This is a genomic window from Rhodococcus sp. ENV425 (assembly GCF_002887785.1).
GTDB classification, from domain to species: Bacteria; Actinomycetota; Actinomycetes; order Mycobacteriales; family Mycobacteriaceae; genus Rhodococcus; species Rhodococcus aetherivorans.
This window is the reverse complement of sequence record NZ_PCZU01000070.1, coordinates 1-20,814: the sequence shown is the minus strand read 5'-3', so window position 1 is coordinate 20,814 and position 20,814 is coordinate 1. Positions and strand designations below refer to the sequence as shown.

Here is a 20,814-nt window from a genome sequence, read left to right as displayed (position 1 = left end):
GCGGCGAGCCCGCGCCGGCGGTCCGCGAACACCTGCGCGGCCGACACGACGACCACCGCGACGACGTGCGCGGACAGCGACGCCGAGCCCGGTCCCGGGAAATCCCGCTTGTCGCCCAGGTACTGCGCCGCCCAGACCACCACCGTCAGGACGATCACCGCGCCGCACACCACGCCGGACAGCGCCCGCAGTCCCCGCACGACGAGCCCGTCCCGCCGCGGCGCCCCGCGACCCGGGCGGGACGGCGCCGCCGTGGGGGCGCCGTAGGGGTCGCGGCCGGAGTCGTCGGCGAAGTAGTCGTCGTACCCGTCGGCGCGGTCGTGACGTCGCGCAGGGCGGCCCCAGGTGGTCATCCCGCAAGCACCTCGATCCCGGTGGCACGGGCCGTCAGGGCCTCGAGCGCCTCGGGGTCCGTCGTGTACCGGCCGAGGGAGACTTTCTTGTTGCCGCCGTGGTAGTCGGACGACCCGGTCACGAACAGGTCGAGCTTCGCCGCCATGTCCCGCATGAGCCGCGCGTCGTCCGGATCGTGGTCCGGATGGTCCGCCTCGAGGCCCCCGAGGCCCAGCTCGGCGAGCTCCTCGATGTGGTCGAGCGCAAGCAGCCGCCCGCGCGAGCGGGCACGGGCATGCGCCACGACGGTGACGCCGCCGGCCGCGGCGACCATGCGCACGGCGTCCGACAGCGGCGTGTCCGCCTTGGTGACGTAGTAGCGGCCCCGCGACGAGAGCAGGTCTGCGAAGGCGGCGTCGATGCTCGGGACGACACCCGCCTCCACCAGCGCACGCGCCAGGTGGGGTCGGCCGGCCACCGGGCCGGCAGCGGTGACGATCCGTTCGGGGTCGACGGGCAGCCCGTCGTCGGCCATCCGCTCGGCCATCGCCCGGATGCGGGCCACCCGCTCCGCCCGCAGGCGCTCCCGCTCGACCGCGAACGCCTCGTCCCGCGGGTCGAACAGGTACGCGAGCAGGTGCACCGCCACGGGCCGGCCGTCCTCGCCGCGCCCGGTGCACGACATCTCCATGCCGCGGATCAGCCGCAGTCCCCCGGGCAGGGCGTCGGCCGCAGCGTCCCAGCCGGCGGTGGTGTCGTGGTCGGTCAGGGCGACGACGTCGAGCCCGGCCTCGGCGGCGGCGCGGACGAGCCCCGCCGGGGTGTCGGTCCCGTCGGAGGCGAGCGAGTGGGCATGCAGGTCGATACGCACCCCACCAGTGTGTCAGGTGCCGTCGCGCAGCCCCGGCGGACGGCCCGGGGCGGGTTAGCATGACGCTGTGACGGCCCGGACCCGCCCGGTGCGGGCCGGAGCGTGCCGCGCGGAAGGGAACCGATGCCGAACCTGCCCTCGCACTCGTCGCGACGGACCGGCGCCGCGGCGCCCGCCCTGCGGATCCCCGCCGAGCGGGCCGTCGTGGACTGCGCCGTCTACGTCGACGGCATGCGACTGCCGGGCCGTTACGCCCACGGCGCGGCGCTCGCGGAGGTGCGCCGGCGCGGCGCCGGCTTCGTGTGGCTCGGCCTGCACGAGCCCGACGAACAGCAGATGACGAGCGTGGGCCGCACGTTCGGCCTGCACGAGCTGACGGTCGAGGACGCGGTGCACGCGCATCAGCGGCCCAAGCTCGAGCGCTACGACGACGTGACGTTCCTGGTGCTGCGGACCGTGAACTACGTCGAGCACGAGTCGGTGACCACGACCAAGGAGATCGTCGAGACCGGCGAGATCATGCTCTTCTGCGGCCGGGACTTCGTCGTGAGCGTCCGCCACGGCGACCACTCGGCGCTGGCGGACGTGCGGCATCGGCTCGAGGCGGCCCCGGAGCGGCTGGCGCTGGGGCCGTCGTCGGTGCTGCACGCCGTCGCCGACCACGTCGTGGACACGTACCTCGCCGTGGTCGACGCCGTGCAGCCGGACATCGACGACCTCGAGGAACTGGTGTTCACGCCCGACACCCGCATCGCGGTGGAACAGATCTATCTGCTCAAGCGGGAGATCGTGGAGTTGCGGCGGGCGGTGCTCCCCCTCGCGACGCCGCTCCGCCAGCTGACCCGCGGCGCGGGCAATCCGGTGCCCAAGGAGGTCCGGCGCTACTTCCGGGACGTGGCCGACCATCACACCAAGGTGGCCGAGCGCATCGCGGATTACGACGAGACGCTGAGCACTCTCGTCGATGCCGCGATCGCGAAGGTGACGGTGCAGCAGAACACCGACATGCGCCGGATCTCGGCATGGGTGGCGATCGCGGCCGTACCCACGATGATCGCCGGGATCTACGGGATGAACTTCGACAACATGCCCGAACTGCACTGGGAGCACGGATACTTCGTGGTCATCGGGGCCATCGTCGCGATCACCGTCGGCCTGTTCGTCACGTTCCGCCGCAACAAATGGCTCTGATCACCGCGGCCCGGGAGCGCCTCGCGCCGGTCTCCCCCGACGGGCGCACACCCGGCCCGGCGGTGCTCGCGGCGGCACTCGTCCTGATCGCCCTGCAGCTGACGGTGCGCTCGCTGCTCGCCTTCCGCGGGGAGTTCTACTGGGACGACCTGATTCTGGTCGGACGCTCGGGCATGCACCCGCTGTTGTCGTTCGAACTCCTCGGCTACGACCACGACGGCCATCTCATGCCGGGTGGGTTCCTGGTGGCCGGCGTCGTCACGGCCCTCGCGCCGCTGCAGTGGTGGCCCGCAGCGGCGACGCTGGTGGCCGGCCAGGCGCTGGCGTCGCTGGCCGTGCTGCGCGTGCTGTGGTTGCTGCTGGGGCCGCGGCCGGCGCTGCTCGGCCCGCTGCTGTTCTACCTGTTCACCCCTCTGACGCTGCCGTCGTTCGCGTGGTGGGCGGCGGGGCTGAATTCGCTGCCGCTGCAGGCGGCCCTGGCGTGGGTGGCCGGCGACGCGATCCGGCTGGTGCGCACCGGCCGGATCCGCTACGCGCTGAGCGGGACGGCGGTCACCGTCGTCGCGCTGCTGTTCTTCGAGAAGTCGGTGCTGGTGCCGGCGGTGGCCTTCGCGACCGTCGCCCTGATGTACCGGCTGGACGGCCGCCGCCGGCCGGTGCGCACCGCGGCGGTACGCGGGGCGCCGCTGTGGCTGGGCTCGGCGCTCGCCCTCGCCGGGTGGGCGGCCGCCTACCTGTCCCTGGTGGAGTCCCGGTTCGGGGCGCCCACGGCCGACATGGTGCGCGGGCTGACGCACCACGGCGTCTCGTTCGGGGTGCTGCCGACCCTGCTGGGCGGGCCGTGGCGATGGGACCGCTGGAATCCGGGCCCGCCGTGGGCGGATCCGCCGGCCGGGCTGGTCGTGGCGGCCTGGGCGGCGGTGCTCGCCGTCCTGGTGTGGTCGCTGCGGCGGAACCGGCGCACGGGCTGGGTGTGGGCCGCGACGGCCGTCTACGTGGCAGCCTCGACGGCCGCGATGATCAGCACCCGCTTCGGTCCGGACACGACGTACGAACTGGCGCAGACCCTGCGCTACCACACCGACACGGCCGTCGTCGTCGCGATCGCCGCGGCGCTGATCCTGCACGCTCCGTCGCGCGGCGACGCGCCCCCCGCACAACCGGCACGACGGCTCGTCGCGGCCGGGTGCGCGGTCACCTTCGCGGCGAGCAGCCTGTGGTCGACGGCGACGTTCGCCCGCACCTGGGCCGACAACCCCACCGGCGCGTACCTGGCCGCCGCGAAGTCCGCGCTCACCGCGCGGCCGGACGTGCCGATCCTCGATCATCCCGTCTCGGTGTGGGTGCTCCTGCCGGTCACCCACCCCCACAATCTGCTCAGCCGCGTGTTCTCGCCGCTGCCGGGACGCGCCGAGATCGGCGCCGTCACCCCCGAACTGCAGGTGCTCGACGACGGCGGACGGCTGGTGCCGGCGGGTCTCGTCCCGGTGCGGCACGTGCTGCCCGGGCCGGTGCCCGACTGCGGGCATCTGCTCACCGCGTCGACGACGACCGTGCTCCCCGCCGACACCGCGCTGGTGGGCGGGGAATGGACGGTGCAGCTGAACTACCGTGCCTCCGCGGACGGCGAGATCGAGGTGGGCTTCCCCGCCGCGCCGCGGGTGCGGGTGCCGGTCACCGCGGGACTGGGCACGGTGTACGCGCGGGTCCCGGGCGCGGGCACCGGGCTGCAGGCCCGCTCCGCGTCGGCCGGGCTCGACGTCTGCCTCGCCGGTGGCCCGATCGGGGTCGTCGTGCCCCGCTGACGGCGCGATTCACATGCGGGCCGGGGCGCGGTTCGGGTCCCGCACGTCGATGCCGGCCTCCGACCACGCCTCGCGCAGCGCAGCGCCGCCGCGCAACCGCTTCCACGCGGCCTCGGTGCCGGTCAGCGGTATCACCTCGAAGAACCGCACCGGGTCGGCGGGCTCGGGCAGCACCAGGTCGGGGACGTCGCTCGGCTCGAGCATCACCGCGGTGAAGGTGGCGCCCTGCCACAGCGGCTCCCCCAGGTCGAGCAGGGCGTCGTCGGTGAGGACGACGCCCTCCACCGCGGGCAGGGCGGCGAGCGTCGCGAGCGTGCGGACCAGTCCCGGGAGACTGCCGCTGAGGCCGCGCACGCTGAGGATCAGCTCGGCGCGCGGCCCGCGGGTCGGGTCGGCGACCGTCGCGGTGGGGTCGCCCATCGGGTGCCGCGAACACCCCAGGGTCGCGAACCGCACCAGGTCCGGCTGTTCCACGCGGAAGCGCAGCACCTCGATGGGTTCGAGGCCGAGGAACGTCACGGACGCCGTCTCCGGCTCGCCGCCCCCGAGGCGGGCGCTGAGATGGGCACGGACGGCGGGCAGCACGGCGTCGATCACCCCTGCAATGTAGACCCGAGGCGGGTCCCGCGCCGCCGGTGCGGCCTGCGCCGATCCGGCCGACCGGGGCCCCGTCCGCCGGTACCGTCGTGTAATGGTGCGAGACACCGGCTTCCCCGGCGCCGACGCCGGCGACGACTTCTCCCGGCAGCGGCGGCGCGCCGAGTACGCGCGGCTGATCGCGTGGCTGCGCCGCGAACCCGAGGACGTCAACGCCGTGCTGCCGTTCGACGCCGTGGTGCGGGCCCTGGGCCGGGTCGGGGAACGGCGCCTGGGCCTGCAGAGCATCGACGTGGCCTCGATCGTCGGCAGCGTGGACCGCACCGAGGACTTCGACCGGCGGTTCCGGCCCACGTCGGCGCGGCTGCGCCAGCGGTGGGAGAAGCTGGCCACGGCCCGCCGCCGGGGCGAGGCGGTGCCGCCGATCACGGTGTACCGCATCGGGACGATGCATTTCGTGGTGGACGGGCACCACCGCGTCTCCATCGCCTACGCCCGCGGTGACGCGACCATCGACGCCTACGTGACCGAGATCGTCACCCGGATCTCGCCGGAGGGCGTGACCCAGCACTCGGACCTGATGCGCAAGGACCATTACCGGATGTTCCTCAGCCGGGTGCCGCTCACCGGCAGCCGGCGTGATGCGGTGACCGTCCGGGACCCGTGGGACTACGCGGAACTGGCCGAGTGCATCGAGGCGTGGGGCTTCCGGCTCATGCAGGAGCGCGGCGAGTTCCTCACCCGCGACGTGGTGGCGCAGCGGTGGTTCGACGAGGAGTTCGTACCGGTGGTCGACATGGTGCGGGCGGCGGGGATGCTGCGCACCCGCACCGACGCCGAGGCGTATCTGTGGCTGGCCGGCGAACGGTACCGGCTGGTGCGGCGGCACGTGTGGAACGAGGAGATCATCGAGCGGCTGCGGCGGCGGGCCCCGCGGTGAGCGCACGCCCACCGGTTTGATCCCGGGGCGCCGGAGGTATCCCCGGTCAGCCACCGAGGGCGCCCACCGAACGCCCGGGTGCCTCGGGCCGGTCGAGAAGCGTGCCGGCGCCGGTCCGCGCTGGGGTTGGGGACTCCATGCGCTCCGTACCCTGGTCGGGAGGACCGGGCCCACGACAGGAGGACACGCTTGACGGCGACCGTGCAGGACGCAGCCGACACGACCGGACCGCGTGACATCCGGGCCGAGCTACGGGCGGCCGCGCGCCGCGTGTTCGGCTGGGAGGAACTGCGTCCCGGCCAGCTCGACGCGATGGAACCGCTGGTGCGGGGCCGGGACGTGCTCGCGGTGATGGCCACCGGATCGGGCAAGTCGGCGATCTACCAGGTGCCGGCGTTGCTGATCGAGGGCACGACCCTGGTGATCTCCCCGCTCATCGCGCTGCAGAACGATCAGATCGCAGGTCTCGACGCCACCTCGGCGCCGGACGCGGTCGCGATCAATTCCCGGCAGCGGGCCTCGGCGACCGCGGCCGCGTGGGAGACGATCCGGGAGCGCACCGTGGAGTACGTCTTCCTGGCGCCGGAGCAGCTCGCCAACGACGAGGTGGTGGCCCGTCTCGCCGACGCGCACGTCTCCCTCGTGGTGGTCGACGAGGCGCACTGTGTGTCCGCGTGGGGCCACGACTTCCGGCCCGACTACCTGCGCCTGGCCGACGCGCTCGACCGGCTCGGCCGGCCCCCGGTGGTGGCGCTTACGGCCACCGCGTCGCCGCCGGTGCGGCAGGAGATCGTCGAGGAGCTGCGCCTGCGCGACCCGGTGGTGATCGCCAGCGGATTCGATCGGCCCAACATCGATCTGGCCGTCGAGCGGTACACGACCGACGCCGAGAAACGCCGGGCGGTGATCGAGACGGTCGCCGGACTCGAGACGCCCGGGCTGCTGTACACCGCGACGCGCAAGGACGCCGAGTTCTATGCGGCCGAACTGGCCGAACGGGGACTGCGAGCGGCCGCGTACCACGCCGGCCTGGCGTCGGCCACGCGCGAGCGGGTACACCACGGGTTCCTCGACGGCGAGTACGAGGTGGTGGCGGCGACCTCCGCGTTCGGCATGGGCATCGACAAGCCCGACGTGCGGTTCGTCGCGCACGCCTCCGCGCCGGATTCCGTGGACAGCTACTACCAGCAGATCGGCCGGGCCGGGCGCGACGGGCTCGAGGCGAAGGCGCTGCTGTTCTACCGGCCCGAGGACCTCTCGCTCGCGAAGTTCTTCACGACCCACCGCCCGGACGAGGAACTGCTCGGCCGGGCGTTCACCGCACTGCGGCGCGCGAAAGCCCCGACGCGACTGAAAGACCTACGCGCCGAACTGGATACCCGCGGCCGGACCCTGACCAACGCGGTCAACCTGCTCGAACGGGCCGGGGTGGTCTCCTCGGGACGCAAGGGGTTCACCGCACGCACCGTCGAGGTGGAGATCGCCGTCCGGCGCGCGGCGGAGGTGGCAGCGGTGGGCGAACGGATGGACCGCTCCCGCGTGGAGATGATGCGCGGCTACGCCGAAACCCGCGGCTGCCGAAGGCAGTTCCTGCTCGGGTACTTCGGCGAGTCGCTGCTCGAACCGTGCGGCCACTGCGACTGCTGCCGCGAGGGGATCCCCGAGAGCCGGCCCGAGCCGGCGAATCATGTTCGTCACGAATCGATTCCGCTACACACCCGGGTCGTGCACGCGCAGTGGGGCGCCGGCGAGGTGATGAGCGCGGAGACGGACCGGATCACCGTGCTGTTCGACGGATACGGCTACCTCACCCTCTCGCTCGAGGCGGTCGAGGAGCACGACCTGCTGCGCCCCGAGAACTCGGAGCCCGAGCCGGAGCCCGACATCGCCTGACGTCCCCCAGGCGGGCCGGGCGGATGCGCCCGGTGGATCCGCCCGCGACTTCGGAATCCGCCCACGCCGCAGCACGGGCGGATTCCGAACCGGCGCGTGGATCCTGCACGGCCCGTCCTGCCCGAGACGGCACAGGGGGGCGACGGGCCGCGGCGCTCACCCGACGCTCTGCTGCGCCTTCGCGTAGGCGAACTGCAGGAAATCCGCGCCGGCCAGGGCCGCGAACAGCCCGGCGACGAGCCGCGTCGGGCGCGGCGCGAAGACCATCCCGATCGTGAAGAAGGTCGCCACCCACACGTCGAAGCAGAACGGGCAGGTGAGCAGCTCCCCGAGGCTGTGCCGCAGGGTGTTCGTTCCGCGCACCTCCTCCGTCACCTCGGCGGGGCCGCCCCGTCCCGTGTACCGGGTGAAGGGCGCCCGCAGGGGGCTGGTCACCGCGTCCTTCGTGACCGTCCGCGACAGCTTGTGCGTGCCCAGGGCGAGCACGATCAGGTCCTCGCCGCTCAACCGGTCGGGCAGCCGCCGGCCGGTCACCAGCGCGCCGATCACGGCGACGGTGACGAGCGTGCTGTACCCGGCAAGGACCGTCGCGTACCCCCGCATCGGGAGGTCCTCACCCGCCGTGTATTCGCGGGCGTGCCTGCGGGCGGTCTCCGCGAGGTCGAGGGACGTGTCGGTCTGATTGCTCATCTGCTGCTCCTGCGGGTAGTTCGGTCCGCCCGCCGGATACCCCGTCCGCGGGCGGGCCACGCCTGCCGCCGCGCGCCTACTGTTCGACGAACCGCACCTCGTGCACTTCGGCGGTCGCGGCAGCGAATCTCGTCAGCCGCAGACCTTCCTTCTCGACCGCCGCGCGCCGGGTGGCTGTCAGTCGCTGCCAGGGGGTCACCTCGAGCACGGCCGAATTCCTCGTGACGATGAGGTTCGCGGCCCCGGCGACGGTCCCGTCGACGAGGAAGGTCGAGCGCACGATGCCGTTCTGCGTCATGATCCGGCGACGGTGCTCGTCGGGGACGATCCGGGTCCGGTCGGCGTGCGAGAGCAGCACGTTGTCGTAGGGCGCAAGGATCCGCACCGGCGCCGGCGTCGCCGGTTCGGGTCGCGGGGCGTCGGGCAGGTCGAACACCTCGACACCGTTCTCGTCACGGAACACCTCGAGCGACGGACGCAACCGCTCGAAGACCTCACCGAGCCGTGTCAGCCCCGACCAGGTCTGCGCGTCGCGCACGCTCGCCGGCCCGAACGCGGCGAGGTATCGCCGGAGGACGACGGCCGGGTCCGCCCGTGCCGGGCCGCGACCGATCCACTCGTCGAGCGGCGTGAGTCTCGGCTGCCCGGAGCGCCCCCACAGCCCCCGCGGCGGCACCTGCACCAGCGGAAGCAGATTCCGCAGCCCGTAGGCGAGCGCGGCCGGGTCGCGGCCGGGGAACCGCTCGGCGAACAGCGGGCGCAGCTCCTGCAGGCTGCGCGGGCCGTCGCGGAGCAGGTCGCGGCCCACGGCGGCGAGTTCGCGCAGATCCAGCCCCGCCAGACCGGCCGCATACTGGGTGTTGGTGGTCAGGTCCCGGTCCAGCAGCGGCTGGATCCAGTCCCGCAGGGCCACCGCGTCGGCCGCCGAGACGGCGAACACCGTGCCGCGCATGAGCACGATGCGCACCACGTCGCGTGATTCGAGGAGGTCGGCGAGCGCCGTCGGCCGGAACCGCCGCAACCGCGCCCACAGCGCGAAGTAGGGCGGGCTCGGCGCCTGGGCCTGCAAGCCCAGCAGATGCTCGACCAGGTCGATCGCGGGCAGGTCGCCGCGCCGCAGCAGGTGCTGCCGGGCGAGGGTGGCGCGGCCGAGCGCGCGGGCGGTGAGGGTGCGCGGCGTCACGGGGACACCCTGCCACGGCGGTCCGACGGCGGCCCGGGTTTTGCATGCGCCTGGACGGCGAGACCGAGCGTCCGGTAGATGTTTAGTTGAATTTAGTTTCATGTTGCAGCGTCGAGGAGAGCCGATGTCCGATCCGAGAGGTGCGCGGCTGCTGGTTCCCGTGCTGTGCTTCATCATCACCACGATCGCCGTGATGCAGACGTCCGTGGTGCCGATCGTCGGTACCATCCGCGACCAACTGGGCGTGAGCACGACCGCCGCCGGCTGGGTGCTGACCGCGAACCTGCTCGCCGCCGCCGTCACCACGCCGCTGCTGGGCCGGCTGGCCGACCTGCGCGGCAAACGCCCGGTTCTGCTCACCGTCCTCGCCGTAGTGCTCGTCGGCTCGCTGCTGTGCGCCGCCACGGACTCGTTCGCGCTTCTGCTTCTCGGCCGGGTACTGCAGGGCGTGTCGTTCGCGTTGTTCCCCGTCGGCATCGCCGTGCTGCGCGCCGAACTGCCGCCGCAGCGGCTGATCGGCGCGATGGGCCTGTTCTCGGGCACGCTCGGCGTGGGTGGTGCGATCGGCATGGTGCTCACCGGCCTGATGGTCTCGGGCGGCGACTACCGCCGGGTGTTCTGGCTGGTGGCGGCGTTCAACGTCGTCGCGTTGCTGAGCGCCTTCCTCGTCGTGCCGAAGCGGCGGCGGGCCGAGGGAGGCCGGATCGACTGGCTCGGCGCGGCCCTGCTCGCCGTCGGCCTGGCGCTGGTGCTGCTCGCCCTGTCCGAGGGCGGAACGTGGGGGTGGGCGGCGCCGCCCACCGTCGCGAGCGCCGCCCTCGGCCTGGCCGTGCTCACCGGGTGGTTCCTCTTCGAACGGCACGTCGACGAGCCGCTCGTGCCGCCGCGGATGCTCACCCACCGGCCGGTGTTCGTGGTGCACGGCGCCGCGTTCCTCGTCGGCATGGCCATGTTCGTCAGCTTCCTCGCCACCGCATACTTCGTGCAGACCCCGCCCGCCGTCGCCGGATACGGGTTCGGCGCCACCGTGCTCGAGGCGACCGCGGTGTACATGCTCCCGGGCGCGCTCGTCGGTGTGGTCGCCGCGGCACTGGCGGGCCGGCTCATCCACCGGTTCGACGCCCGCTGGGTGCTGATCGGAGCGTGCGTTCTCGGGATCGCCGGCTTCGCCCTGGTGGCGGTCGTGCACGACCGGAGCTGGCAGCTGATCGTCTCCGGCATCCTCGTCACCACCTTCGTCAGTCTCGCCTATGCGGCGCTGCCGGCGCTCCTCGTCGCCGAGGTGCGCCCCGATCAGACCGGGGTCGCGAACAGCATCAATTCCATCGCCCGCACGGCGGGCAGCTCGCTCAGCAGCGCGGTGGTGACGACATTGCTGGCCACGCTGACCGTCGCCGGCACCGGCGGCGTCGTCCGCGAGAGCGCGTTCGTCGCGGCGTTCGCGCTGGGCGCCGCGGCCGCGGCCGCCGCCGCGGTGCTCGTTCTCGTCGGCGGGCAACCGGCGACGCGTCCGCTCAGCGACCGCGAGGAGGACGAGGTGGAGGCGACGGCCCTCGCCGCCGAATGGGGATCGGTGTCCGGTCTCGCCGCCACGCCCGTCGTCGCGGACGATCAGGCCGAGGCCGCCGCGGCGCGTCGGGGCTGATCGGGCGACGTCAGTCCTGCTCCCGCAGCGCGCGCACCGCCTCCTCCGCCTGCCGCGCCGCGTCCTCGGCCTTCGCGGCGTCCTCGTCGGCCGACCGGGCGGTGCGTCGCGCGAACTCGCGCCGCTGCTCCACCCGGCTCAGCTCCTCGCGCAACCGCGCGACGTGCCCGTCGAGTTCCTCGACCGCCGCGCGTGCCCGCGCCGCCACCGACTGCGCCTCGTCGGCGGTGTTCCGCGCCGCCTCCGCCTCGGCGACGGCGGTCTCCAGGGCGGCGGCGCGCCGGGTGCGCTCGGCCTCGTCCGCCTCGGTGTCCGTCCGTGCCGGCGGGGGCGGGACGACCGACAGCCCCACCGGGCCGAAGCCGCTGTAGTCCAGGGGCGCCTCGAGCCGGCCCCCGCGCACCTGCTCGGCCAGATCGGCGTCGGCGAGGGCGGCGTGCAGGGTCTGGCCGACCTCGCGCAGGGCCGCCTCCGACGCCCGCCGGCCATGCTCGGCGGCGAGGCGGGCCGCGGTCTTCTCGAGCGCACCGATCACCCGCCGTCGCTGCGTGGACAGCCGCCGCAGCTCGGACCCGGAGAGCTGGCGCTGCGCGGAGCGCAGGGCGTCGCCGAGCCCGAGCAGGGCCGTGACCTCCTCGGACTTCTCGCGGACGAGCATGTTCACCAGCCAGGCCGACACGGTCGGCTTGCGCAACCGGCCGACGGCCGCCGCGAGCTCGCGGTCTCCGGCCTCACGGGCGCGGGCGACGTGCTCGCTGCGGGCCGCGGTGAACTCGCCCGGATCGAGCCCGTACAGCTCGTCGGCGATGTCGTCGAGGTCCACCGGCCTACTATGCACCGCTCGGTCAGAGGGTGATGTTCTCCCCCGTCGCCTGGTCGAAGAGGGCGATCTTCGCCGGATCGAACCACAGCTGCACGGGCCGGCCCTTCGCGACGCCGGACTCGGCGGGCAGCCGCGCGACCATCGACCCGCCGGCGAGGTCGGCGACGCCGACGTCGGCCGCCAGGTCGTCGAGGTCGCTCGAATGCAGGTCCGGGGACTCGACGGTGAAGTACGCGTACTTGTCCGACCCCATCGACTCGAGCACGTCGACGTCCACGGTGAAGGTCGTACCCTGCTCACGCTGGGCCGGGTCCAGGAGCGCGGCGTCCTCGAAGTGTTCGGGCCGGACGCCGACGACGACGTCACGTCCCGGATTGTGCTTCTGCACGGCCGCCCACCGCTCGGCCGGCAGGGTGAAGTCGCCGATCACGGTGCGCACGCCGTTCGACTCGAGCTGGCCGGCCAGGAAGTTCATCGACGGAGAGCCGATGAATCCGGCCACGAACAGGTTTCTCGGCCGGTCGTAGAGCTCCTGGGGCGCGCCGATCTGCTGCACCAGCCCGCCGCGGAGGACGACCACCCGGTCGCCGAGGGTCATCGCCTCGGTCTGATCGTGGGTGACGTACACCGTGGTGGTGCCCAGCCGTTTCTGGAGGCGGGCAATCTCGGTGCGCATCTGCACCCGCAGCTTGGCATCGAGGTTGGACAGCGGCTCGTCCATGAGGAACGCCTTGGGGTTGCGCACGATCGCGCGGCCCATCGCCACCCGCTGACGCTGCCCGCCGGACAGATTCGACGGTTTGCGGTCGAGATGGTCCGTCAGGTCGAGGATCTTGGCGGCCTCGGTGACCTTCCGCTCGATCTCGTCCTTGGGCATCTTGGCGAGGGTGAGCGGGAAGGCGATGTTCTCCCGCACCGTCATGTGCGGGTACAACGCGTACGACTGGAACACCATCGCGATGTCCCGGTCCTTGGGCGCCTTCTCGTTGACCCGCTCGCCGCCGATGCGCAACTCGCCGGAGGAGATGTCCTCGAGCCCGGCGATCATGTTCAGCGTCGTCGACTTCCCGCAGCCCGAGGGACCGACCAGGATGATGAACTCCCCGTCGGCGATCGTCACGTCCACGTCGCTGACCGCCTTCGCCCCGTCGGGGTAGAGCTTGGTCACCTTGTCCAGCACGATTTCAGCCATCTGGGTCATCCCTTCACTGCGCCGGACGTCAGGCCGGCCACGATGCGACGTTGGAAGATCAGCACGAACACGATGATCGGGATGGTGATGACCACCGCGGCCGCCGCGATCGAGCCGGTGGGCTCCTCGAACTGCGAGGCCCCGGTGAAGTTGGCGATCGCCGCGGGCGCGGTGATGGACCGCTCGGTGGAGGTCAGCGAGATCGCGAACAACAGGTCGTTCCAGCAGAAGATGAACACCAGGATCGCGGCGGTGACGATGCCCGGCGCCGCCAGCGGCGCCACCACCTTCCGGAACGCCTGCCCGGGCGTGGCGCCGTCCATCTTGGCGGCCTTCTCGAGCTCCCACGGGATCTCCTTGAAGAACGCCGAGAGCGTGTAGATCGCCAGGGGCAGGGAGAAGGTGATGTACGGGATGATCAGGCCGGCCCACGTGTCGAACAGCCCGAGTTTGCGGATGATGTCGAAGAGCGGGCTGACGAGGGAGATCTGCGGGAACATCGCGATCAGCAGCGCCACGCCGACGAGGATCTTCTTGCCCGGGAAGTCGAGCCGCGCGATGGCGTAGGCCGCCATGGTGCCGATGACCACCGCGACCACCGTCGCGATCAGCCCGATACCGATGGAATTGATCAGTGCGCTGGTGAACGCGTCGGTGCGGAAGATCCCGCGGTAGTTGTCGAGTGTCCACTCCCGGGGAATGAACCGGCCGTCCTTGATGGTGCCGGCCGGCTTGAAGGACAGGCTGGCGATCCACACGACGGGGATCAGCGCGTACAGCAGGACGAGCAGGTTCACCACCGACCAGCTCAGCTTGCGGCGCGGGGTCTCGGTCGTCGTCATGTCACCGTTTCCCTTCCGGATCGGAGCCCGGTGCGGACGCCCCGAACAGCTTGATGAACACGAACGCGATGATGGCCACGCACAGGAAGATCAGGACGCTGATCGCCGACCCGATCCCGAGGTTGAACGCCTTGAACAGGTTGTCGTATCCGAGGATCGACACCGAGCCCGTGCCGTTGGATCCGCGCGTGAGGACGTAGATGTTGTCGAAGATGCGGAAGGCGTCGAGGGTGCGGAACAGCAGGGCCACCAGGATCGCCGGCTTCATCAGCGGCACGATGATCCTGGTCAGCCGCGTCCATGCGCCGGCGCCGTCGACCTGGGCGGCGCGCAGCAGATCGTCCGGAACGAGGGCCAGCCCGGCGAGCAGCAGCAGCGCCATGAACGGGGTGGTCTTCCACACCTCGGCGAGCACGATGATCGCCAGCGACGGAAGCTGCTGCGTCAGTGGGGCACTGCCCTCGGGCAGGAGATTCGCGAGGTAACCGGTGCCCGGCGTCCACGCGTAGTACCAGCTGTAGGCCGCGGCGACGGTGACGATGCCGTACGGGATCAGCACCACGGTGCGGACGGTGCCCTTGCCGACGATGGTGCGGTGCATGATCAGCGCCAGTGTCAGGCCGAGGACGAACTCGATCGCCACCGACACGACGGTGATCCCGGCGGTCACGGCGAACGCCTGCCACCAGAACGCGTCGGTGAGGACCGAGACGTAGTTGGCCAGTCCGACGAACTCGCGTTCGTCGGGGAACCGCAGGTCGTACCGTTGCAGGCTCAGCCAGACCGCGTACCCCACCGGGTAGGCCGTGACGGCGAGCATCAGCAGCGCCGCGGGTGCGACGAGCCACAGCCCGAGCCGGCGTTCGGCCTTCTTCCCTTCGGAGAGAAGGGCTTTCTCGCGCCGGGACGGTGCGGTCCGGGCGCCCTCGGCCGGCGGGACGGGTCTGGTTGCGGGCGTGGTGGTCACGGGATCAGCCCTTCCGAATTGACCGCCTTGCGAACCTGTTCCGCGAGTTCGTCGACCGTGCGCGGCGGATCGATCCGGTCGACCGGGTTGAGCGTGGCGGTGATGAGCGTCGAAATGCTCTGGTAGGCGGGCGAAACCGGGCGCACCGCCGCGTTCTCGAGGCTCTCGCGCACCTCCCGCCACACGGGATACGCCTGCTGGAACTCCGGGTCGTCGTAGAGCGAGGCGAGAGTGGGCGGAACGCCGCCGTCGACGGCGTTGTTGCGCTGGTTCTCCTCGTTGCGCAGGCACTGCATCGCCTCGAACGCCAGGTCGGGGTTGCGGCTGGTGCGGGCGACAGCGATGTTGAACCCGCCGATGGTGACCCGTGCGGGCGTGCCGGCGATCACCGCCGGGTACGGCGCGGGGAGGAAGTTCTGCTCGCCGTTCACCGTCAGCACCGTGTTTCCGGTGTTCTCGGCGGTCACGTTGCCGTTGTCGTCGATGGAGGGCAGGAAGCCTTTCTCGGCGTTCTCGAGGATGCCGGGGTAGACGAACGGCCAGTTCACCTGGAAGGCGGCCTTGCCGCTCTCCATGCCCAGGCGGGCGGCGGCCTCGTCGGACTGGTTCAGCGACGGGTCCGCACCGGGCGCCGTCGCCACGCGCTTCATGATGTCGAGGGCCGTCACGGCGGCGTCACCGTCGGCCACGGTGACGGTGGTGCCGTCCTCGGCGACGACGGATCCGCCCGCGCTGGCGAGCAGGGTGTTGAACCACACCATCAGGCCCTCGTACTGGCGGGCCTGTACCCCGATCCAGCTGGGCCGGCCCTCGTCCGCGAGCCCGCTCGCGATGTCGATCATCTCGTCCCACGTCTGCGGCGGGCGGCCGCCGGGCATCAGGTCCTTGCGGTACCAGAGCAACTGGGTGTTCGTGTTCAGCGGAGCCGCGTACAGGGTGTCCTGCCACGTCGCCGAGGCCAGCGGCCCGGCGAGGGTGCCCTCGGACACCGAGGCCGCGACGTCCGGCGGCAGCGGCAGCGCCCATCCCGCCTCGGCGAACTCGGCCGTCCATACCACGTCGAGGGTCATCAGGTCCAGCGTGTCGTCATCGCCGGTGAGCCGCCGCGCGAGCTGCAGCCGCTGGTCGTCGGCGCCCTTCGGCAGGGTGCGCTGCTCGATCGTGTACCTGCCGCCGGCGGCGGCCGTGCAGTTCGCCGCCGCGGCGGCGTACTGCTCCGCACCGTCGGCGGCGGTGTAGAAACTCAGTACCGTCCCGCTGGACTCGCTGCCGCACGCCGCGACCGACGACAGCGCGAGCACCGCCGCGGCACCCACCAGTCCGACCCTCACCGCCCGTCTCCGCACCGCAGCCTCCGCCCGTCGTCCAGCGCGACGGTGACTTCCGTCACACTTGGTGCGAACGTAACGCACCGGGCGCCGGCGCGCGACCCAACTGCCGCCCGGAGCGGAACTGTGATCGAACGGTTTACAACGCGAGCTTGGCGAGCAGGTCCCGGGCCCGTTCGGCGTTGCGCGGCGCGCACAGCACGTCGTAACGGCCGGCCACCAGCTGCATCGTCGACGAGAAGTCACGCTGGCCGCGCGTCGCGGCGTACGGGATCGTCGTGGAGATCAGGCCGAAGACGATGCCGCCGACCATGCCGACGAGCAGGGGGCCGAGGAAGTCGGTCGAGAAGATCCCGAGCAGCAGGCCGAAGAACAGACCGAGCCAGGCGCCGGAGGCGATGCCGCCCCCGATCACCTTCGCCCACGTCAACCGGCCGGTGACCCGCTCGACCTGCATGAGGTCGACGCCCACGATGGTGACGTCCTCGACCGGGAAGGACTGGTCCGAGAGGTGGTCGACAGCCCGCTGCGCATCGGCGTAGGTGGTGTACGAACCGACCGGCCAGCCGCTCGGCGGAGTCGGCAGGCCCGGCGTGGCGCGTCCCGGCTGTCCGAGGGGGTTGGTCATCTTCGGCTCCTTCTCGTGACTGCGCGCCCCGATCCGGCGCACCTGTCCATTCTGCCCGTGTGCGCCTTCGGCGCCGGTGCGTCCTTTGGGTTGTTTCCGCCGCCCGAAGGACGCACCGGCGGCGCAGCCGCCTACTGCGGCGGCTCGAACTTCGTGGTGCGGGTCATCCCGGCCGCCCGGCCCTTCGCGGAGATCACCAGCGCCATCTTGCGGCTGGCCTCGTCGATCATCTCGTCCCCGAGCATCGCGGCGCCGCGCGCGCCGCCGGCCGCGGAGGTGTGCCACTCGTAGGCGTCGAGGATCATCTCGGCCTTGTCGTAGTCCTCCTGCCGCGGGCTGAAGACCTCGTTCGCGGCGTCGATCTGGCTGGGGTGCAGCACCCACTTGCCGTCGAAGCCGAGGGCAGCGGTCCGCTGCGCCGAGCGCCGGAACGCCTCGACGTCGCGGATCTGCAGGTACGGCCCGTCGATCGCCTGCAGGCCGTGGGCCCGGGCCGCCATGAGGATGGTCATGAGGATGTGGTGGTAGGCGTCGCCGCGGTCGTAGCCGTCGGGCTGCTCACCGACGACGAGGGTGCGCATGTTGATGCTCGCCATGAAGTCGGCCGGGCCGAACACCAGGGTCCGGACGCGCGGGCTCGCCGTGGCGATGGCGTTGATGTTGGTCAACCCGAGTGCGTCCTCGATCTGCGGTTCGATGCCGATGCGGCCCACCTCGAGGCCGTGGGCCTTCTCCACCTGGGTCAGCAGCAGATCGAGCGCCTGCACGTGGCTCGCGTCGGGGACCTTCGGCAGCAGGATCGCGTCGAGGTGCGCGCCGGCGCCGCCCACCACGGTGGCGACGTCGAGGTAGGTGGCGTCGGTCGTCCAGTCGTTGACCCGCACCACCTTCAGCTGCTCGCCCCATCCGTCCTCGTTGAGGGCCTCGACGATCGTCGTGCGGGCCTGCTCCTTCGCCAGCGGGGAGACGGCGTCCTCGAGGTCGAGGAACACCTCGTCGGCGGCGAGGCCCTTGGCCTTGTCGATCATCTTGCGGCTGCTGCCGGGAACGGCGAGCACGGACCTTCGGGGCCTGAAGTCGAACGACATGGGCTGGGCAGACCTCCGTGTTCCGAAATCGACGACCGCACGTTCTAGCCTGACCATCATGGCAGCAGTGAGCAAGGTATTCGCGGCGAGGCTCGCCGGTCTGGTGGTCCTCGGGCCCGACGGCGAGTCGATCGGCCGGGTGCGCGATGTCGTGCTCACCATCCGGATCGGCCGGCAGCAGCCCCGGGTGCTCGGCCTGGTCGTCGAACTGCCAACGCGCAAGCGAATATTCGTGCCGATGCTGCGGGTGACGGCGATCGAGCCGGGCGCCGTCACCCTGAACACCGGCAACGTGAGCCTGCGCCGGTTCACGCAGCGGCCGACCGAGGTGCTGGCGCTCGCGCAGGTGCTCGATTCGAAGGTCCGGGTCGACGATCCCGAGCTGGGCGAGCTCGCGGGCGTGGACGTGGTCGTCGTCGACCTCGGCATCGAACTGACCCGCACCCGGGACTGGCTGGTCTCGCGGGTGGCCGTGCGCGCGCACCGCGGCCGGCTGGGCCGGAGGTCCGCGATCCACGTCGTGGACTGGCAGCACGTGCACGGTCTGACCTACACCAACCTCGGGATGCCCGGCCAGGGCGTCTCGCAGCTGCTGCTGCAGTTCGAGGACATGCGCGCCGCCGACGTCGCGAACGCGCTCCGCGAGCTGCCGGAGAAGCGCCGGCACGAGGTGGCGGTCGCGCTGGACGACGAGCGGCTCGCCGACGTCGTGCAGGAGCTGCCCACCGACGACCAGACCGATCTGCTGATGCACCTCGAGGTGGAACGCGCCGCGGACCTGCTCGAGGCGATGGATCCCGACGACGCCGCGGATCTGCTCGGTGAGCTGCCCGACTCGGAGGCCGAGTCGCTGCTCCGCCTGATGGATCCGGAGGATTCGGAGCCGGTGCGGCGGTTGCTCGAGCACTCCCCCGACACCGCCGGCGGCCTGATGACCCCCGAGCCGGTGGTGCTCACCCCGGCGACGACGGTGGCCGAGGCGCTGGCCCGGGTCCGCGACCCGGACCTCACGCCGGCGCTCGCGTCGATGGTGTTCGTGGTGCGGCCGCCCACCGCGACCCCGACGGGCAAGTATCTGGGCTGCGTGCACCTGCAGCAGCTGCTCCGGGAGCCGCCGGCCGGCCTGGTGGGCGGGATCGTCGACAACGACCTGCCGCGACTGGACCCGGACGACTCGCTCACCGCGGTCACCCGGTACTTCGCGACGTACAACCTGGTGTGCGGGCCCGTGCTGGACGACGAGGGGCACCTGCTCGGTGCCGTGACGGTCGACGACGTGCTCGACCACCTGCTGCCCGAGGACTGGCGCGAGGAGGAGGCCGACGATGAGTGACCGTTCCGCCGTGGCCCGGCAGCGCCTCGACACCCCCCGCACCGGCCGCTTCCGGGTCAACTTCGACGTCGAGGCCGTCGGGCGCGTCAGCGAGTCGATCGCCCGGTTCCTCGGCACCGGACGCTATCTGGCCATCCAGACCGTCGTGGTGATCGTGTGGATCCTGCTCAACGTCTTCGCCGTCGCGCTGCAGTGGGACCCGTACCCGTTCATCCTGCTGAACCTCGCGTTCTCCACGCAGGCCGCGTACGCCGCGCCGCTGATCCTGCTCGCCCAGAACCGGCAGGAGAACCGGGACCGGGTCTCCCTCGAGGTGGACCGGGCCCGCGCCGCCCAGACCAAGGCGGACACCGAGTTCCTCGCGCGTGAGCTGGCGGCGCTGCGGCTGGCCGTCGGCGAGGTGGCCACCCGCGACTATCTGCGCCGCGAACTCGACGATCTGCGCGCACTGCTGATCGAGCCGGAAGAGGAGGACACGGCAACGACGACGGCCGGAAAACCGCGCCCTCCCCGCCGCTGAGACGTGACTCGCTGTAACGTTCATCACAGCCGGTCGATGGTGTCGGTGGGGTAACGGTCCGCGACGAGTAGGTCTGTGGGGTGATGGCGTGCGCTGGCAGGGTCTGATCGCGGTGCCGGTGGTGCTCGGCGCGGGGTTCGCGGCGGTCGCGTCGTCGCCGGCGACGGTCGCCGCGACGGAGAACACGGAGCCGGTCGTCGTGACGGCGGCGGACGGCAGCACCGGGATCGGGGTACTGCCGGCGGATCCGGCGACGACGCGGCCCGTGCGCGGAGCCGCGAGCACGGCTCCCGATCCCGCCGCGGACCTACCGCCCGCGGTCACGGTCGCTCCCGGACAGCCGTCACCCGTGATGGCCGGTGAGGGCCCCCTGGCGATCCCCGAACTGGTGCTCTACGCGTACCGGGCGGCCGAGATGCAGCTAGCGATCAGCGAGCCCGGGTGCGCGCTGCCGTGGCATCTGCTCGCGGCGATCGGACGGATCACCTCGCAGCACGCCGATTCGGGACGCACCGACGTGCTCGGCACCCTCACCACCGCGCGCGTGGCCCCCGGGACCGGCAGGCTCGGGCCGATGCAGCTGCCCCCGGCGGTGTGGTCGCAGTTCTCGGCGGACGGCAATGCGGATGGCGCCGCCGACCCGCAGAACGTCTTCGACGCCACCCTGGCGGCCGGCACCTGGCTGTGCTCGGACGACGCTCGCCTCGCCGAGCCCGACGCCCGCGCCCGGGCAGCGGCCCGGTTCGACCCGTCGCCCGAGTTCGTCTCCAACGTGCAGGCCTGGTCGGCCGCCTACGAGAAGGGCGCCGCGGTCTCGCCGGGGATCGTCGTGCCACCCCCGATGCCGTCGGCCACGCCGGCCGTTCCGGCCTTGCCGAACACCGTCGACGTCGCCGAGACCGTCCCGGCTCCCGTCGCCGGTACCACCGGTGCGCCCCCACCGGG

Annotated in this window: 20 protein-coding genes; 8 read left to right on the top strand and 12 right to left on the bottom strand. The window is 72.1% G+C overall.

Features of this window, described 5'->3' with window-relative positions; genetic code table 11:
* Together CQZ88_RS05520 and CQZ88_RS05515 are read right to left on the bottom strand one after the other, a co-directional pair.
* On the bottom strand, positions 1-353 hold a 353-nt coding region (locus CQZ88_RS05520), incomplete at its 3' end, for a hypothetical protein (RefSeq protein WP_258008452.1).
* Complete coding sequence (locus tag CQZ88_RS05515) at positions 350-1,204, bottom strand: PHP domain-containing protein (protein WP_072634741.1); 855 nt, start codon at positions 1,202-1,204, stop codon at positions 350-352. The genes CQZ88_RS05515 and CQZ88_RS05520, both read right to left, overlap by 4 nt.
* Before the next feature lie 123 nt (positions 1,205-1,327).
* On the opposite strand from CQZ88_RS05515, the gene corA reads away from it, so the two are divergent.
* Complete coding sequence (gene corA / locus CQZ88_RS05510) at positions 1,328-2,395, top strand: magnesium/cobalt transporter CorA (RefSeq protein ID WP_029542492.1); 1,068 nt, start codon at positions 1,328-1,330, stop codon at positions 2,393-2,395.
* Positions 2,386-4,200, top strand: a complete 1,815-nt coding sequence (locus CQZ88_RS05505; protein ID WP_102799365.1) for a hypothetical protein — start codon at positions 2,386-2,388, stop codon at positions 4,198-4,200. The genes corA and CQZ88_RS05505 overlap by 10 nt, the downstream gene beginning before the upstream one ends.
* Before the next feature lie 9 nt (positions 4,201-4,209).
* Here the strand turns inward: CQZ88_RS05505 and CQZ88_RS05500 are convergent, their stop codons facing one another.
* Positions 4,210-4,797 carry a suppressor of fused domain protein gene (locus CQZ88_RS05500; RefSeq protein WP_006938753.1) on the bottom strand — a complete coding sequence of 196 codons (588 nt, stop codon included), beginning with the start codon at positions 4,795-4,797 and terminating at the stop codon, positions 4,210-4,212.
* A gap of 94 nt (positions 4,798-4,891) precedes the next feature.
* Here CQZ88_RS05500 and CQZ88_RS05495 point away from each other — a divergent pair, with 94 nt between their 5' ends.
* Complete coding sequence (locus CQZ88_RS05495; RefSeq protein WP_006938754.1) at positions 4,892-5,737, top strand: ParB N-terminal domain-containing protein; 846 nt, start codon at positions 4,892-4,894, stop codon at positions 5,735-5,737.
* Positions 5,738-5,926: 189 nt separating this feature from the next.
* On the top strand, positions 5,927-7,630 hold the full coding sequence (locus CQZ88_RS05490; protein WP_102799364.1) for a RecQ family ATP-dependent DNA helicase: 1,704 nt from the start codon (positions 5,927-5,929) through the stop codon (positions 7,628-7,630).
* Between the two features lie 156 nt (positions 7,631-7,786).
* Here the strand turns inward: CQZ88_RS05490 and CQZ88_RS05485 are convergent, their stop codons facing one another.
* Entirely contained in the window at positions 7,787-8,320 is a 534-nt protein-coding gene (locus tag CQZ88_RS05485) for a DUF1360 domain-containing protein (RefSeq protein ID WP_006938758.1), read from the bottom strand.
* A gap of 76 nt (positions 8,321-8,396) precedes the next feature.
* Positions 8,397-9,503 carry a winged helix DNA-binding domain-containing protein gene (locus CQZ88_RS05480; RefSeq protein ID WP_102799363.1) on the bottom strand — a complete coding sequence of 369 codons (1,107 nt, stop codon included), beginning with the start codon at positions 9,501-9,503 and terminating at the stop codon, positions 8,397-8,399.
* A gap of 124 nt (positions 9,504-9,627) precedes the next feature.
* On the opposite strand from CQZ88_RS05480, the gene CQZ88_RS05475 reads away from it, so the two are divergent.
* Positions 9,628-11,148: an MFS transporter gene (locus CQZ88_RS05475; RefSeq protein ID WP_102799362.1), complete on the top strand. Its 1,521-nt coding sequence runs from the start codon at positions 9,628-9,630 to the stop codon at positions 11,146-11,148.
* Between the two features lie 10 nt (positions 11,149-11,158).
* Here CQZ88_RS05475 and CQZ88_RS05470 read toward each other — a convergent pair whose 3' ends face one another.
* The 7 genes from CQZ88_RS05470 to CQZ88_RS05440 all read right to left on the bottom strand — a co-directional run bounded on the left by CQZ88_RS05470 (position 11,159) and on the right by CQZ88_RS05440 (position 18,016).
* Positions 11,159-11,971 (bottom strand): hypothetical protein, encoded by an 813-nt coding sequence (locus CQZ88_RS05470; RefSeq protein ID WP_006938762.1) that lies wholly within the window; start codon positions 11,969-11,971, stop codon positions 11,159-11,161.
* Between the two features lie 22 nt (positions 11,972-11,993).
* Complete coding sequence (locus CQZ88_RS05465) at positions 11,994-13,163, bottom strand: ABC transporter ATP-binding protein (protein WP_029542482.1); 1,170 nt, start codon at positions 13,161-13,163, stop codon at positions 11,994-11,996.
* A gap of 5 nt (positions 13,164-13,168) precedes the next feature.
* A complete protein-coding gene (locus CQZ88_RS05460; protein ID WP_006938767.1) occupies positions 13,169-14,005 on the bottom strand; it encodes a carbohydrate ABC transporter permease in 837 nt (278 codons plus the stop codon).
* A gap of 1 nt (position 14,006) precedes the next feature.
* On the bottom strand, positions 14,007-14,972 hold the full coding sequence (locus CQZ88_RS05455; protein ID WP_006938769.1) for a carbohydrate ABC transporter permease: 966 nt from the start codon (positions 14,970-14,972) through the stop codon (positions 14,007-14,009).
* On the bottom strand, positions 14,969-16,303 hold the full coding sequence (locus CQZ88_RS05450; RefSeq protein ID WP_029542479.1) for an ABC transporter substrate-binding protein: 1,335 nt from the start codon (positions 16,301-16,303) through the stop codon (positions 14,969-14,971). Before CQZ88_RS05450 ends, CQZ88_RS05455 begins: the two co-directional genes overlap by 4 nt.
* A 136-nt stretch (positions 16,304-16,439) precedes the next feature.
* Positions 16,440-16,928 (bottom strand): general stress protein, encoded by a 489-nt coding sequence (locus CQZ88_RS05445; protein ID WP_102799366.1) that lies wholly within the window; start codon positions 16,926-16,928, stop codon positions 16,440-16,442.
* A 131-nt stretch (positions 16,929-17,059) separates the two neighbouring features.
* Entirely contained in the window at positions 17,060-18,016 is a 957-nt protein-coding gene (locus tag CQZ88_RS05440; protein ID WP_029542478.1) for a CoA ester lyase, read from the bottom strand.
* Between the two features lie 58 nt (positions 18,017-18,074).
* Here CQZ88_RS05440 and CQZ88_RS05435 point away from each other — a divergent pair, with 58 nt between their 5' ends.
* The 3 genes from CQZ88_RS05435 to CQZ88_RS05425 form a co-directional block, all read left to right on the top strand.
* Positions 18,075-19,349: a magnesium transporter MgtE N-terminal domain-containing protein gene (locus tag CQZ88_RS05435; protein ID WP_029542476.1), complete on the top strand. Its 1,275-nt coding sequence runs from the start codon at positions 18,075-18,077 to the stop codon at positions 19,347-19,349.
* On the top strand, positions 19,342-19,869 hold the full coding sequence (locus CQZ88_RS05430) for a DUF1003 domain-containing protein (protein WP_006938782.1): 528 nt from the start codon (positions 19,342-19,344) through the stop codon (positions 19,867-19,869). The genes CQZ88_RS05435 and CQZ88_RS05430 overlap by 8 nt, the downstream gene beginning before the upstream one ends.
* A gap of 88 nt (positions 19,870-19,957) precedes the next feature.
* Positions 19,958-20,814: hypothetical protein (locus CQZ88_RS05425; RefSeq protein ID WP_102799361.1), on the top strand; the 857-nt coding region annotated here is incomplete at its 3' end.